This is a genomic window from Nocardia cyriacigeorgica, assembly GCF_029868385.1.
GTDB lineage: Bacteria > Actinomycetota > Actinomycetes > Mycobacteriales > Mycobacteriaceae > Nocardia > Nocardia cyriacigeorgica_F.
Map to the genome: position 1 here is coordinate 326,872 of NZ_JARWNX010000064.1, position 15,686 is coordinate 342,557.

The 15,686-nt window shown below is 67.6% G+C and carries 11 protein-coding genes; 6 read left to right on the top strand and 5 right to left on the bottom strand.

Annotated elements, in window-relative coordinates; all coding sequences use genetic code 11:
- Window positions 1-143: 143 nt before the first annotated feature.
- The gene (locus QH168_RS26890) at window positions 144-935 is read right to left on the bottom strand and encodes a TIGR03084 family metal-binding protein (RefSeq protein ID WP_280468742.1); all 792 of its coding nucleotides are present in this window, start codon (window positions 933-935) and stop codon (window positions 144-146) included.
- A gap of 244 nt (window positions 936-1,179) precedes the next feature.
- Here QH168_RS26890 and QH168_RS26895 point away from each other — a divergent pair, with 244 nt between their 5' ends.
- On the top strand, window positions 1,180-2,535 hold the full coding sequence (locus tag QH168_RS26895; RefSeq protein WP_280468743.1) for a hypothetical protein: 1,356 nt from the start codon (window positions 1,180-1,182) through the stop codon (window positions 2,533-2,535).
- A 63-nt stretch (window positions 2,536-2,598) separates the two neighbouring features.
- Here the strand turns inward: QH168_RS26895 and QH168_RS26900 are convergent, their stop codons facing one another.
- Together QH168_RS26900 and QH168_RS26905 are read right to left on the bottom strand one after the other, a co-directional pair.
- A complete protein-coding gene (locus QH168_RS26900; protein WP_280468745.1) occupies window positions 2,599-3,072 on the bottom strand; it encodes an ArsR/SmtB family transcription factor in 474 nt (157 codons plus the stop codon).
- Window positions 3,069-4,097, bottom strand: coding sequence for a serine hydrolase (locus tag QH168_RS26905; RefSeq protein ID WP_280468746.1), 1,029 nt, complete (start codon window positions 4,095-4,097; stop codon window positions 3,069-3,071). Before QH168_RS26905 ends, QH168_RS26900 begins: the two co-directional genes overlap by 4 nt.
- Window positions 4,098-4,343: 246 nt before the next feature.
- On the opposite strand from QH168_RS26905, the gene lon reads away from it, so the two are divergent.
- On the top strand, window positions 4,344-6,728 hold the full coding sequence (gene lon, locus QH168_RS26910) for an endopeptidase La (RefSeq protein WP_432421189.1): 2,385 nt from the start codon (window positions 4,344-4,346) through the stop codon (window positions 6,726-6,728).
- A 155-nt stretch (window positions 6,729-6,883) separates the two neighbouring features.
- Here lon and QH168_RS26915 read toward each other — a convergent pair whose 3' ends face one another.
- Window positions 6,884-7,324 carry a PaaI family thioesterase gene (locus tag QH168_RS26915; protein ID WP_280468749.1) on the bottom strand — a complete coding sequence of 147 codons (441 nt, stop codon included), beginning with the start codon at window positions 7,322-7,324 and terminating at the stop codon, window positions 6,884-6,886.
- Between the two features lie 118 nt (window positions 7,325-7,442).
- Between QH168_RS26915 and QH168_RS26920 the strand changes: the two genes are divergently transcribed.
- Window positions 7,443-8,504, top strand: a complete 1,062-nt coding sequence (locus tag QH168_RS26920; protein WP_280468750.1) for a DNA polymerase IV — start codon at window positions 7,443-7,445, stop codon at window positions 8,502-8,504.
- 36 nt (window positions 8,505-8,540) lie between these two features.
- Complete coding sequence (locus QH168_RS26925; protein WP_280468752.1) at window positions 8,541-9,533, top strand: oxidoreductase; 993 nt, start codon at window positions 8,541-8,543, stop codon at window positions 9,531-9,533.
- Window positions 9,534-9,547: 14 nt separating this feature from the next.
- Here QH168_RS26925 and QH168_RS26930 read toward each other — a convergent pair whose 3' ends face one another.
- Complete coding sequence (locus QH168_RS26930; protein WP_280468753.1) at window positions 9,548-11,428, bottom strand: ABC transporter ATP-binding protein; 1,881 nt, start codon at window positions 11,426-11,428, stop codon at window positions 9,548-9,550.
- A 133-nt stretch (window positions 11,429-11,561) separates the two neighbouring features.
- Between QH168_RS26930 and QH168_RS26935 the strand changes: the two genes are divergently transcribed.
- Both QH168_RS26935 and QH168_RS26940 read left to right on the top strand, forming a co-directional pair.
- Window positions 11,562-14,354, top strand: a complete 2,793-nt coding sequence (locus QH168_RS26935) for an FAD-binding and (Fe-S)-binding domain-containing protein (RefSeq protein ID WP_280468754.1) — start codon at window positions 11,562-11,564, stop codon at window positions 14,352-14,354.
- A gap of 362 nt (window positions 14,355-14,716) precedes the next feature.
- Complete coding sequence (locus QH168_RS26940) at window positions 14,717-15,661, top strand: DNA-3-methyladenine glycosylase family protein (protein WP_280468756.1); 945 nt, start codon at window positions 14,717-14,719, stop codon at window positions 15,659-15,661.
- Window positions 15,662-15,686: the final 25 nt, after the last annotated feature.

The window sequence follows — 15,686 nt, forward strand, 5'->3', positions numbered from 1 at the left end:
GAGGAGCGGGTATTCCGTAGCCGCTGGCGAGCGTCATTCTCGACTGCCACATCGAGACACCCGGCCAACGACGTCCGATCGTCGTCACGACGCACCCAAGACTGGCGCTCGCCCGCCTCGCGTCGCGATGTGGGCCGCCCGGATCAGGCGAATTGGCCCGCCGCCCGGCCCTTCCCGCTCGGACCGGCGAACGCCTGCGCGATCGTCAGCCATTCGGCCGCGGCCGCGCCGACCGCCGTCAGCGCCAGATCGTCACGATGTCTGCGTTGGGTGACCAGCAGGCAGAAGTCCACGGCGGGCCCGGTGACGCGTTGCGCCGCATCCGCTGGACCCCAGGTCCACAGGCTCCCGTCGGGCGCGGTGAGTTCGATGCGGAACTCCTCCTTCGGCGCTTGTCTGCCGCGAACCATATAGGCGAAGTTCCTGGTCCGCGCGCCGATATGGGCGACGGTCCGCAACCGGGCGGTCGGGGTGCGGGTGATGCCGAGCGCATCGGCCACATCCTGTCCGTGTGCCCAGGTCTCCATGGTGCGCGCGGTGACCATCGACGCGGCGCTCATCGGCGGACCGAACCATGGCACTTTGGCGCCGTCGGGCACCGCGCGCAGGGCATCCGCCAATGCGGCCCGGCCGCGTCGCCACCGCTGCAACAGTTGTGCGGGCGGTTCGGCTGCGGCTTCCTCGGCGGCGTCGTCGACGAAGGTCAGCACCCGTGGTCCGGCCTCGGCGACCAGCTTCGCGAACTGCTCTTCATCGCTGGCCGAGATCGTGGCGATCTCGTCGGTCCAGGCCAGGTGCCCGATCTGATGCGCGATGGACCACCCCTCGGCCGGTGTCGCGGTGGCCCACTGCTCGCGGGTCAGCGGGGTGACCAGCCGTTCCAGGTCGTTGCTCTCATCGGCCAGATCGCCGAGCAATCCTTCGAGGTCAGCCATGATTTTCCTTGCGCACGCATCGTCTTCGCCGAGTGCCACGGGATGTGACGCCGCGATTCAGCATCGCAGCTTCGAATTAAAGAAGCAAGCACGCGTGCTTGTATTTCGGGTGGGTGACCCGAGGCGATGCCCGGAATCGTTGACACCTCTACGGGGCAATGAGAATGTTGGGACTTCGAGTCTCATTCGATGTCTCAGACAACCATTCCGGGCATTCGTACCGGCCGGCCTAGGGAGAGCCCGCGTGGTCACACTCGCATCCGGTGTGTTCATCGACTGGGAGCAGATGACCGGGCAGTCGAAGTTCGTGGTCGACCTGATCAGCTTCCCGATCTTCGCCGGAATCGCGGGCTGGCTCACCAACTGGACCGGCGTGCTGATGCTGTTCTGGCCGCTTCAGTTCCGCGGTGTCCGCATCCCCGGTCTGAAGGTGCTCTATCCCTATCTGCCGCGCCGGGTGCAGGTGCTGCCGATCTTCTCCGGGGACGGTTCGCGGTTCGGATTCCAGGGATTCATCCCGGCCCGCGCGGAGAAGATGGCCAGCATCTGCGTCGACAAGGCGCTGATGCGGATCGGCAGCCCCCGCGATTTCATCCATGAACTCGATCTCGACGGGATCGCCGACTATATCGCCGAGATGGCGCATAAACAGGTGCGCGGCATGGTCGACGATGTGATGTACCGGGAGAACCCGGAGCTGTGGGGGTCGCTACCGCGGGCGATGAAGCAGCTGGTCTATCAGCGTGTGGATCGGGAGCTGCCCACGCTGTGCCGGCGCGCGTTCGAATCGCTCGGCGACAACGTCGACCAGCTGATCGACGTCAAGGGCTTCGTCATCCGGTACCTCCAGGACAATCCGATCATCCTGAAGGATCTGACCACCACCATCGCCGCGCCCGAGCTGAAGTTCATGGTCCGAATCGGCCTGCTCGGCGCACCGTTCGGCCTGCTGCTCGCGCTGTATCTGCATGTGCACAGCAGTATTCCGGTGTTCGGCTGGGTGCCGGCCTGGGTGATCGTGCTGCTGGTATCGGCGGGCATCGGCGTGCTGGTCAATGTGATCGCGATCAAGATGGTGTTCGAACCGGGCGATCCGCAGCCGCGCTACAAATACCTGTGGCGCCAGGCTCTGCTGGCCAAACGCCAGCCGCAGGCCGCGGTCGATCTGGCGCACATCCTGGCCTATCAGGTGCTCACCCTGCCCAATCTGTCGAAGGAACTGCTCGACGGTCCCAATGGCGACAAGACCCGTCAGCTGCTGGAACGGCTGATCTCCGATGAGATCCACCGCCAGCTCGGCCGCACCACCTCCATGGTCCGCGCGGCTTTCGGCCGTCGTCAGTTCGACAACCTGAAGGTCGGCGCCGCCGGTGCCGCGGTCGGCTTGGCCCCGACACTCGTCGAGGACGCCGAGTTCACCGAGGAACAAGCCAAGAAGATCGACGAATTCGCCGCCCGCAAACTCAAACAACTCACCCCGGGCGAGTTCATGGAGATGTTCTACGCCTCCGTCGAACAGGACGCCTGGCTGCTCTACGTTCATGGCGGTCTGCTCGGCATTTTCGTCGGCGGCGTACATCTGCTGCTGTTCGGCTGGTAAGTAGCGCCGTCACGTGTGCGCGGCGCATCCGAGCCGGGTGGGCCGGTAGTCGCTTCGGCTCATCTATCGGAGCACTTCGCCGATATCGGCGGCGGCGGTCATCATGATCAGTAGCGGGACGACCTTTTCGGCGGGTATCCGGTAGGCCCCGCGGCTGTGTTGCTCGATGACCTTGGCCGAGGTCAGGGCGCGGATGTGGTGGTAGAGCTGGCCTGCGGAGGTGAGTGAAACCGCTTCTGCCAGTTCGGCGCCGGTGCGTGGGCCGTCGAGCAGAGTTTCGACGAGGGCCCGGCGGACGGGGTGGCCGAGGGCCGCGAGCACATCGACGCGGGCCTGTGCGGGGAGCCGCGGTACGGCGGCAGCGCTGTAGCGGATGGTCCATTCGATGGGACCGCCGAAATCGACGCTGCCGCCGTATTCGAGATAGCCGCGTGCGGAGTCATCGGTGCGCGGCTCGCCTTCCATGGCGGGTGGTTTGCCTTCCAGCGCCTCGATCCGTGCCTCCAGCTCGGCCAGTTTGGCAGCGACATCGGTCATGTGGCGCATGCTAACCGGCGCCACATCGCCGGTTCGGTCATGGCCCTGACCAGTACCTCCTGTTCGCGCAGCGTCGTCACCGCGGATGCCCAGGTGGCCTCGGGCATGCGCCGGTTCAGCAGTACGGCGGTCGCGACGGTGCCGTCGGCGCGGCGCAGGTAGATGGCATCGCTCAGGACGCCGGGATAGGAACCGCCCTTGAATCCGATCGCGGCGAATCCGGCGGGCGGTTGCTGCCATTCCAAGTGTGCGCGCGCCACGTCGGTGCCCGGCCCGAAGCTGCCGCTCGCGATAGCGCGATGCATCGACGCCAACTGGTGGGCCGAGGCGGTCGCGGTCGTTTCGGTCCACGCCATTTGCCGGTCGAACGGCGGCATCGTCTTCGATCCGATGGTGGCTCGGTAGGCGTCGTCGACGGCGTAACGCCTGGCCAGCGCCCAATCGTCGCCGGTGTCGGAGTCGAGCAGGCGGATCATCTGGCCGAGCTGGGTGGAGGGCGTGTAGTCGCGCCATCCGCCCGCTTCGGCAGCGGCGATCAGCGCGTGGTCGCCGAGGCGGTCGCGCAGATAGTCGGGGACGGCGTTATCGCTTTCTCTGATCATCGCGCTCACCATCTGATCGAGGGTGACGGTCTCGCCGGTGAGGCGAGCGCGTGCCGCCGGATGTGCGCCGCCGTCGGTTCCAGGCAGGTACCAGCGCTCCCATTCGTCGACCGGCACCTGCTGCTGTGGATCGAGCGTGCCTGCCGCGACCGCACGCGCGTAGGCCGCGAGCGATACGACCTTCACCGCCGATGCGATGGGCTGCTGATCATCGGCCCGGCGTTCGATGCTGTGCCCCTGCCCGTCGTCGACCGCGACCGAGATGTCGTCCGGGCTCTCGTGTATCCGGCCGAGCCATTCCTCGGCCGAAGTGACGCCCGCCGCGGGTAGCGGCCCACACGACTCATCGGACGCACCCTCGCTCGAGCATCCCGCGATCAGCGGAATCATTGTGGCCACGACCATCGCCACCCTACGCACCACAGCTGTTCTCCTGAATTCTGTAATTCCGTAAAAACGAACTGCCGTCACCGTAGCTGCGAGCGGCGTTGTTGTCGAGCCGTATCGCTCATCGCGATTCGCTGTGAGTGAACGTCGCCACTCGGCTGGAACAAACCCGAATACCCCGGGGTTGAGTAGGCATCGCTCAACTTTGAAAGGGTCGAACAAGTGACTACAGCTCAGAACTTGCCGGTGCTGTTCCTGACCGATCCGATCGTGCTGCCGGGCATGGTCGTGCCCATCGAACTCGACGAATCGGCGCAGGCGGCCATCGACGCCGCGCGCGCAGCGAACACCGATCAGGTCCTGGTCGCGCCCCGGCTCGATGAGGGTTACGCCGCCTACGGCGTCGTCGCCACCATCGAACAGGTCGGTCGGATGCGTGGCGGCGCACCGGCCGCGGTATTGAAGGCCGAGCGGCGGGCCAAGATCGGTCATGGTGTCACCGGACCGGGCGCCGCGCTGTGGGTGGAGGCCGAACCGGTCGATGACGCCCCCGTCGACGGCCGGACCAGAGAACTCGCCGCCGAATACAAGAAGCTCGTCGTCTCGGTGCTGCAACGCCGCGAAGCCTGGCAGGTCATCGACGCGGTCAACCAGCTCAGCGAGCCGTCCGCGATCGCCGATACCGCCGGTTACGCCCCGTACCTGAGCATCGAGCAGAAGCGACAGCTGCTGGAGACTCCCGAACCGGCCGCGCGGCTGGCTTCACTGATCGAATGGACGAAGGCGCATATCGCCGAGACCGAGGTGTCGGAGAAGATCAGCGAAGACGTCCGCGAGGGTATGGAGAAGAGCCAGCGCGAATTCCTGCTGCGCCAGCAGCTCAATGCCATCCGCAAGGAACTCGGCGAGGACGAACCCGACGGCGCCGACGACTACCGCACCCGCGTGGAACAGGCCGATCTGCCCGATTCGGTCCGCGAGGCCGCGCTGCGCGAGGTCGGACGGCTCGAACGCGCCAGCGATCAGAGCCCGGAATCGGGTTGGATCCGCACCTGGCTCGATACCGTCCTCGAGCTGCCGTGGACGGTGAAAACCACCGACAGCACCGATGTCGCGACCGCCCGCGCCGTGCTCGACGCCGATCACCACGGCCTCGACGAGGTCAAGGACCGGATGGTCGAGTACCTGGCGGTGCGTTCGCGGCGGGCCGCCCGCGGTCTCGAGGTCGTTGGTGGTCGTGGGTCCGGCGCGGTGTTGGTCCTGGTCGGACCGCCCGGTGTCGGTAAGACATCGCTGGGTGAGAGCGTCGCGCGGGCGCTCGGTCGCGAGTTCGTACGCGTCGCGCTCGGCGGTGTGCGCGATGAGGCCGAGATCCGCGGTCACCGGCGCACCTACGTCGGGGCGCTACCCGGTCGGATCGTGCGGGCCATGAAGGAAGCCGGATCGATGAATCCGGTGGTGCTGCTCGACGAGATCGACAAGGTCGGCTCCGATTTCCGTGGTGATCCAGCCGCGGCGCTGCTCGAGGTGCTCGATCCCGCGCAGAACCACACCTTCCGCGATCACTACCTGGACCTGGATCTGGACCTGTCCGATGTGTTGTTCATCGCCACGGCCAATGTCATGGAGACCATCCCCGGCCCGCTGCTGGACCGGATGGAGTTGATCACCGTCGACGGCTACACCGAGGACGACAAGGTCGCCATCGCCCGCGACTTCCTGGTCCCGCGCCAGCTCGAACGCAATGCGCTGACCGCCGAGGAGGTCACCGTCACCGATGCGGCGCTGCGCGAGATCGCGGCGAACTACACCAGGGAAGCCGGTGTCCGGCAGATGGAGCGGCTGATCGCCAAGGCATTGCGCAAGGCGGCCACCACACTGTCGGAGGGTGGTTCGGCGGCCGCCGACTCCGTGCCATCGATCGGACTCGGTTATGACACCGAACTCGGCTACGACGATGTGGTGATCGAAAAGGGCGAGGCCGCAGGGCGTTCCGGTGAATCGCTGACCATCGGCGTCAGCGATCTGAAGGACTACCTCGGCCGTCCACGGTTCACCCCGGATTCGGTGGAACGCACCGCCGTCCCCGGTGTGGCGACCGGATTGGCGGTGACCGGCCTCGGCGGCGATGTGCTCTACATCGAGACCAATGCCGTAGACGGTGAGCGCGCGCTGACCCTCACCGGCCAGTTGGGCGATGTCATGAAGGAATCCGCGCAGATCGCGCTCACCTACGTGCGCTCGCATCTGGCCGAGATCGGCATCGAACCCTCGGTGCTCGACCGCAATATCCACGTGCACTTCCCGGCGGGCGCGGTGCCGAAGGACGGTCCGTCGGCCGGCGTCACGATGGTCACCGCACTGGTCTCGCTGGCTCTCGGTAGGCAGGTGCGCTCGGATGTCGGTATGACCGGTGAGGTCACGTTGAACGGCCGGGTGCTGCCCATCGGCGGCGTCAAGCAGAAGCTGCTGGCCGCCCAACGGGCCGGCCTGAAGACGGTGTTCATCCCGGCCCGCAACGAGCCGGACCTGGACGATGTCCCGGCCGAGGTGCTCGCCGCACTCGATGTCCGTCCCGTCGCCGATGTGGCCGACATCCTGGCCTACGCCATCGAGCCGGTCGCCGAACCCGCACTGGACGGGCGGCCGTTGGCGGCGACGGCCTGATCGGTGGTGGGGGTCGCGACCTGCTCGTGGCCCCCACGGCCGGAGACCGAACGAGCTGTGCCCGTGGTCCATGGGCACAGCTCGTTGTCGTTGCTGCCCGCAGCGCAAGTACGAGACCAGATCATCCGTGCGAGCGCTGACAGCAAGCCCGGCAGTCACCCGCCGTTGTTCAGCTCCCGTTCCACACTGCGCGTGGTGCCCTGCGCGACGGCGCACAGCACCGCCACACCGTCATCGCCTTCGGCATAGATCTCGCAGCTCACCACCGCCTGCCGCCGCGTAGACCCGGTCACCTTCGCCTCGGCGCGCAACAGTCTTCCGCTCGCGGGCCGCAGATAGGTCACCGAGAACCCACCCGTCAGCACATTCGCCCCGAGCACCGTGCCCGCCGCGAAGGTGATCGCATTATCGGCCGCATACGCCAGCACTCCCCCGTGCACGAACCCGAACTGCTGCCCCAACTCGGCCCGCAACGGAATAACCAGCGTCGCCGCCCCACCCCCGAACGCCGTGAGTTCGGTCCCGACCAACTGCGCGAACGGCTGCGCAGCCAGCACCTGGCGAGCTTGTTCGATATCGAGTTCGGTGGTGGTCATCAGCGGATCTCCTTGCGGCCGTCGGTGATCACAGCAAGCCTGCTCGGCCACCAATGTAATACCGCGTGTACGGCGCGGAATGCGGTCAGGCATCGGTGCTGTGCGGTAAGACGGACATATGCCCAGGTGGCTGTTGCATGTCGATCTCGATCAGTTTCAGGCGGCGGTGGAGTTCCGTCGTCATCCCGAACTGCGTGGGCTGCCGGTGATCGTGGGTGGGAACGGTGATCCGGAGGAGCCGCGGAAGGTGGTCACCTGCGCCTCGTATCCGGCGCGCGCCTATGGGGTGCGGGCGGGGATGGCGTTGCGCACGGCGGCGCGGAAATGTCCGGACGCGGTGTTCATGCCGCTGGATATGACCACCTACGAGGAGGCGTCCGACGAGGTGATGGCCGTTTTGCGGACCTTCGGCCCGGTGGAGGTGTGGGGGTGGGACGAGGCGTTCGTGGCCGCCGATACCGACGATCCGGAGGCCATGGCCCGCGAGATCCGCGCCGCCATCGCCGAACTGGACCTGACCTGCTCGGTCGGCATCGGCGACAACAAGCTCACGGCCAAACTCGCCACCGGATTCGCCAAATCCTCCGGTAAGGATTCCGCGCAACCGGGCGCGGGTGCGGCGGCGGGTATGTTCCGGCTCACCGCGGCCAACTGGACCGAGGTGATGGCACATCGACCGACCAGTGCGCTGTGGGGTATCGGCAGCAGGATCGCCGCCCGGCTGGCCGAACTGGATATCAATACGGTCGGCGATCTGATGGCCGCCGACCGGCATCGCCTCGCCGCCGCGTTCGGCCCGAATACCGGCCCCTACCTGTGGGTTCTCGGTAAAGGCGCGGGCGATACCGAGGTCGTCACCGAACCGCGAATTCCGGTGGGCCGCAGTAAATCCGAGACCTTCCCGCACGACCTCACCGAACGCGAGGAGATCCGTGCCCAGGTCGAGCGGATCGCCGGTGCGGTGGCCGATGAGATGGCCGACGCGGGCCGCGTCACCATCCGGGTGTCGGTGACGGTGCGCACCAATACCTTCTATACCCGCAGCAAACAGTCGAAGCTGCCGGAGCCCACCACCGACCGTGTCGCCATCATCGACACCGCGCTGCGCATCATCGACCGCTTCGAGCTGGATCGCCCGGTCCGGCTGCTCGGGGTGCGGCTCGAATTGGTCCCGGTCTGACCGCAGGCCCCGGCGCACGCTCGTATGCTCGGGCACATGGAATTCTGGGCGATGGTGGCACACGAATCGGACAGTGGCGTCGTGCTCGCGCGACAGCAGGTCGGGGCGGAGTTCCTCGGACCGGGTGCGGTGACGATCAAGGTGCACTATTCGAGCGCCAACTTCAAGGACGGGCTGGCGATCACCCCGGGTGGTGGGGTGGTGCGCAACTATCCGATCGTTCCTGGCATCGATATCACCGGCGAGGTCGTGGAATCCGAATCCGACGATTTCGCACCCGGTGATCAGGTGGTCGCCCACGGCTACGAGATCGGCGTCTCGCATAACGGCGGTTTCGCGGAATACGCCAGGGTGCCCGCCGAATGGGTGGTGCGGCTGGATGGTCTGTCCACCCGCGACGCCGCTGCCCTCGGCACCGCCGGATTCACCGCTGCGCTGAGCGTGCAGGCCCTGCTCGACCGCGGTCTCACCCCCGACGACGGCGCCATCCTGGTAACCGGAGCGACCGGCGGGGTCGGCAGCGTGGCCATCGACATCCTGTCCGGTCTCGGCTATGAGGTCATCGCCTCCACGGGTAAGACCGACGCCGCCGACCAGCTGGCCGAACTCGGTGCCAACGAGGTGATCGGACGGCTGCCCGAACCGGATGCGAAGGTGCGTCCGCTGTCCAAGGCCCGGTGGGCCGGTGCGGTCGACAGCGTCGGCGGCGCCTCCCTCGCCTATGTGCTGAGCGCGATCGGATACGGGGGCGCCGTCGCGGCCAGCGGACTCACCGGCGGCACCGAGGTGCCGACCACCGTTATGCCGTTCATCCTGCGCAATGTGGCGTTGCTCGGTATCGACTCGGTCAACCACCCCATCGACAAGCGTCGCGCGCTGTGGACCAGGCTGGCCAATGAACTGCGTCCGCGCCATCTGTCCGATATCGAGAACTTCGCCCCGATCACCGACGCCGAGCGGGTGCTGCGCTCCCTCGGAGACGGCACCCACTCGGGTCGGACGGTCTTCGGCGTCGCCGGGGAATTCTGACCGGCGGAACCGGGTCAGGCGGCAACCGGCGCCGGTTCCTCGGCGAACTGCGTACGGTACAGCTCCGCGTACCGGCCACCGGCGGCCAGCAATTGCGGATGGGTACCGCGTTCGACAATGCGTCCGTCTTCCAGCACCACGATCTGATCGGCGGCGCGGACCGTGGACAGCCGGTGCGCGATGACAAGCGCGGTGCGGCCCTCCAAGGCCTCCGTCAGCGCCTCCTGGACCGCGGCCTCCGAGGTGGAATCCAGTGAGGCGGTTGCCTCGTCGAGGATCACCACGCGTGGCTGTTTGAGCAGCAGCCGGGCGATGGTCAGCCGCTGACGTTCACCGCCGGACAGCCGGTACCCGCGCTCGCCGACCACCGTGTCCAGCCCATCGGCCAGCGAGGCGATCAGATCCCGCAGCCGTGCCCGTTCGAGTGCGTCCCACAGTTCGGCCTCGGTGGCCTCGGGCCGGGCCAACAGCAGGTTGGCGCGGATGGTGTCGTGGAACAGGTGTCCGTCCTGGGTGACCAGGCCGACGGTCTGCTGAATCGACCGTGTGCTCAGCTGACGCACATCGACGCCATTGATCAGGACCGCGCCGTCGTCCGCGTCGTACAGCCGCGACACCAGCTGGGCGATGGTCGACTTACCGGCACCGGACGATCCGACCAGCGCCACCACCTGACCTGGTTCGGCACGCAGCGAAATACCGTGCAGCACCTCGACTCCGCCACGGGTGTCGAGGGTCGCCACTTCTTCCAGCGAGGCCAGCGACACCTTGTCCGCCGAGGGGTAGCCGAACCGCACACCGTCGAGTTCGACCGTCACCGGGCCCTCGGGCACCGCGACCGCATCCGGCGCGTCCTCGATCAGCGGCTTCAGATCCAGCACCTCGAAGACCCGCTCGAAGCTCACCAGCGCGGACATGATCTCCATCCGCGCACTGGCCAGCGCCGTCAGCGGCGAGTACAGGCGAGTGAGCAGCAGCGACAGCGCCACCACCGCACCCGCATCCAGCCGACCGACCAGCGCGTACCAGCCGCCGAGCCCGTAGACCAGCGCGATGGCCAGCGCCGAGACCAGCGTGAGCGAGGTGACGAAGACGGTCTGCAACATGGCCGTGCGCACCCCGATATCGCGTACGCGCCGCGCGCGCAGCGCGAACTCATCGGATTCCTGATGCGGCCTGCCGAAGAGTTTGACCAGCGTCGCACCCGGCGCGGAGAACCGTTCGGTCATCTGGGTGCTCATCGCCGAGTTCAGCCCGGCGGCCTCGCGTTGGATATCGGCCAGTCGATCACCCATCCGCCGTGCCGGGATGACGAACACCGGAAGCAGGAGCAGCGCGAGCAGGGTGATCTGCCAGGACAGCTGGATCATCACCACCAGCGTCAGCAGGACCGTCACCAGATTGGCGACCACGCCGGAGAGGGTGTCGCTGAAGGCGCGCTGAGCGCCGATCACGTCATTGTTCAACCGGCTGACCAACGCGCCGGTGCGGGTGCGGGTGAAGAACGCGATGGGCATCTTCTGCACATGGTCGAAGACGGCGGTACGCAGATCCAGGATCAGGCCCTCACCGATGCGGGACGACAGCCAGCGGATGGCCAGCCCGAGCGCGGCGTCGACGATGGCCAGCGCCCCGATGGCCACCGCCAAGATGAGCACCACCCGCGGCGCGGCACCGTCGACGATGCCGTTCACCACCCGCCCCGCCAGCAGCGGCGTCGCCACCGCCAGGAACGACGACACCACGCTGAACAGCAGGAACGCACCCAATCGGCGCTTATGCGGCGCCGCGAAGCGCAGGATCCGCCGTGCTGTGGCCATGCTGAACGGCCGCTGCTCGTCCGGCGCGTTCATCCGCCGATACATCTGGTTCCAGGCCACCGATTCGATGCTCACCTCGACACGTCCTTCCACTCCCCGCCAGTCAACCTCAGGCCACCGACACTAAGACCTGAACAAAGGTTGAGATCAAGTTGTTTCCGCGGCGCCCGGTCGAGCGACAGCGCGGTATCCGCCTAGGCTGAGCGGTGTGACCGACGAGCACGACGGGCGGGTTCGGTTGGCGCGGGCGTTGCGCCGCCGGATCGACGGTGAGGTCGACGTATCGGATCGGCGGCGCGCCGAGTACTCCTCGGATGCGTCGAACTATCGGGTGTTGCCCGCGGCGGTGGTGTTTCCGCGTGCGGAGGCCGATGTCGCGGGTGTGCTCGACTTCGCGCGGGCGGAGGGCGTGCCGGTCACCGCGCGCGGTGCGGGAACATCGGTGGCGGGCAATGCGATCGGTCCTGGCATCGTGCTGGACTTCAGCAGGTATCTGCACGCCGTCGTCGCACTGGATCCCGATCAGCGCACGGCGAAGGTGCAACCGGGGCTCGTATTGTCCGCGCTGCAACGCCGTGCCGCCGCGCACGGACTCCGATTCGGCCCCGACCCGTCCACCCAGAACCGCTGCACCCTCGGCGGCATGATCGGCAACAATGCCTGCGGTCCGCACGCACTGTCGTGGGGTCGCACCTCCGATACCGTCCGTGAGCTGCGCATCATCGACGGCACCGGTACTGAACGACACCTCGCCGCCGATCCGGCCGCCGTCCCCGGACTCCCCGAATTCACCAGGGACGCATTGGCCGTACTGCGCACCGATCTCGGCCGCTTCGATCGGCAGGCGTCCGGTTACGGTCTGGAACATCTACTGCCCGAACGCGGTTCGTCGGTCGCCAAGGCGTTCGGGGGCACCGAAGGCACCTGTGGCCTGCTGCTGGAGGCGACGGTCGAGCTGGTTCCGATACCGGCGGCGACGGTCCTCGCGGTACTCGGATACCCCGATATGGCCACCGCCGCAGACGATATCGCCGCCATCACCGCCTGCGCCCCGATCGCGGTCGAAGGCATCGACGCCCGGCTGGTCGATATCGTCCGCACCCACCGCGGCACCGTGCCCGACCTACCCCGCGGCGATGGCTGGCTGTTCGTCGAACTCGCGGGCGAGACACCGGAACAGGCCCATGCGGCGGCGCGAGCGCTGTGCCGTTCGGCGGACGCCCTCGACACCACCATCGTCACCGATCCCGCTGCCGCCGCGGCACTCTGGCGGATCCGTGCCGACGGAGCCGGCCTCGCGGGCCGCACCCCCGACGGCCGCCCGGCCTGGCCCGGCTGGGAAGACGCCGCGGTCCCGCCACAACACCTCGGCGCCTATCTCCGTGATTTCGCCGACCTCACCGCCGAGCACCGGGTCGACGGGCTGCTCTACGGGCATATCGGCGACGGTTGCATCCACGTACGACTCGATCTGCCGATAGCCGATGCGCCGCAACGGTTTCGCGACTTCCTGTTCGATGCCGCCGAACTGGTGGTGCGCTATGGCGGATCGTTGTCCGGCGAACACGGCGACGGCCGCGCCCGCTCGGAACTGCTCCCCCTGATGTACTCCCCCGCCGTCCTCGACGCGTTCGCCGGTTTCAAAGCGCTGTTCGATCCGGACGGCGTACTGAATCCGGGTGTGCTCGTCGATCCCGCGCCGATCGACCGTGACCTGCGCCTGACCGGACTACCGCTGATCACCGCCGAAGGTTTCGCCTATCCGCACGACGGCGGCGATCTCGGCACGGCCGTGCACCGCTGCGTCGGCGTCGGAAAGTGCCGCGCCGACACCAGAAGCGCGGGCGGATTCATGTGCCCGTCCTATCTGGCGACCGCCGATGAGAAGGACAGCACCCGCGGCCGCGCCAGGGTGCTCCAGGAGGTGGTGCGTGGTGCGCTGCCGTGGTCGTCGCCCGCGGTGGCGGAATCGCTCGACCTCTGTCTGTCGTGCCGGGCCTGCCGTTCGGATTGTCCGGCCGGTGTCGATATCGCCACCTATAAATCCGAGGCGCTGTATCGCCGGTACCGGCATCGGCCGCGCCCGATCGATCACTACACCCTCGGCTGGCTGCCACGCTGGCTCGCGCTGGTGGGGCGTGCGCCGCGGCTGGTCAACGCGGCCGCCGGGATCGCGCCGCTGCGTCGTCTCGGTCTGCGCGCCGGTGGCCTGGATCCGCGCCGCGAGGTGCCGCCGCTGGCGCCGCGGAGTTTCCGCCGGATCTGGCGGGACTCGACACCGCCCGCTGGCCCGGCCGATGCGCCCGAGGTGATGCTGTGGGTGGACACCTTCACCGATGCGTTCGATCCCGAGATCGCGCTGGCCGCGGTGCGGCTGCTGGAGACGCTCGGCTATCGCGTCCGCATCCCCGGTGAGCGGGTCTGCTGCGGGCTGACCTGGATCAGTACCGGTCAGCTCGACGGCGCCCGCGCTCGACTGCGCGCGACGCTCGACACGCTCGACGCGCATATCCGAGCCGGTGGCGTCGTGATCGGCCTCGAACCGTCGTGCACCGCCGCATTGCGCGCCGATCTGCCGGAACTACTGCCCGACGATCCACGCGCCGCGTCGACGGCTGCCGCGGTGCGCACCCTCGCGGAGTTTCTGACCGAGCATCCGGACTGGACTCCGCCCGACCGCGCGGGCCGGGCGGTGGTGGTGCAGCCGCATTGTCACCAGCATTCGGTTCTCGGCTTCGATTCCGATCGCCGGATATTAGCCAGCACCGGCGTCCGAATGACTGAAATCACCGGCTGCTGTGGACTGGCCGGAAACTTCGGAATGCAGAAGGACCATTACGACATATCGGTCGCGGTGGCAGGCAACGGACTGCTACCAGCGCTCGACCGCGCGGAGGACGATTCGACCCTGATCGCCGACGGCTTCTCCTGCCGCACCCAGGCCACGCAGCTGGCCGGGCGTCGGAGCAGGCATCTGGTCCAGTTCCTGCTGGACGACTGACGCTTTCACGCACCCGGGTTCGTGGGCCCGAGTGCGTGAAGAGGGTCAGTGTGGCTCAGCTGCCGAAGGGCAGGGTGCCCGGCGGAATCTGGTAGCCGGAGCTGCCCGCGGAGACCCCGCCCCAGGCGTTGAGCAACCAGTTGAGCGCATTGGTGATCATTGTCGAAAACCTCCGTAGTGGTGACTGCCGGCTGTTTGCCAATTCGGGTTCATATCGCCGAATATTCCGAAACTGTTACAAATGCCCCCTGACCTGCGAGTACGTTGCGGTCGCCAGGTGGGCAGGGGTGGCGCGCGGTCCGGCCACGCCGTCCGACCACCCTTATCGCGGACAGCCGTGTCCCGGAGCGCACAATGAACCCGTGCGCGACGCGACGGTGGAAAAGGAAGCAGACTCCGGCTCGACCCGCACCGTCACCTCCGACCGGTCGGTCGATCTCGCGCACACCCTCGCGCCGCTGCGCCGTGGGCCCGGCGACCCCTGCTATCAGGTGACCCGCGACGGCGCGCACTGGTGCACCGCCCGCATGCCCACCGGCCCGGTGACCTATCGGCTCGTTCAGGCAGGTCCCGGTGCCGTCGATGCCCGAGCCTGGGGTCCGGGCGCGGTCGAATTCCTCGATCGCCTGCCGTGGATGCTGTGCCTGGACGAGGATCTGTCCGACTTCGCGCCGACCCATCCCAAGATCGCCGAAGCCCATCGCCGCCATCCTGGCCTGCGCATGCTGCGCACCGGGTTGGTGTTCGAGGCGTTGGTTCCCGCGGTGCTGGAACAGAAGGTGCACACTGTCTCGGCGCATGCGTCGTGGCGGCGGCTGGTGCATCAGTTCGGCGCGACACCGCCGGGCCCGGCGCCCGAGGGTATGCGGGTGGCCCCGGACGCCGATGGTTGGCGCCGCATCCCGTCCTGGACCTTCCACCGCGCGAATGTGGGCCCGCAGCGGTCACAGACCATCGTGCGGGCGGCCCGGATGGCCGAATCGCTCGAGCGTGGCGCCGAGCTGGAGCCCGCTGCGGCGGCCCGGCTGTTGCGCAGCGTGCCGGGGATCGGCGAGTGGACGGTCGCCGAGATCGCGCAGCGGGCTTTCGGTGATGCCGATGCCCTGTCGGTCGGAGATTTCCATCTCGCGGCGATCGTCGGATGGACCCTGCTCGGGCGTCCACTCGACGATGCCGCGATGGTGGAATATCTGGAACCGCTACGGCCGCACCGTTATCGCTCGGTGCGGCTGCTGTCGGTCAGTGGTCAGGCCCGCAAGCCGAAATTCGGCCCGCGCACCCCGATCACCGACCATTCCTGGCACTGATTCACCGAGCGGCGAACGAGCGCTG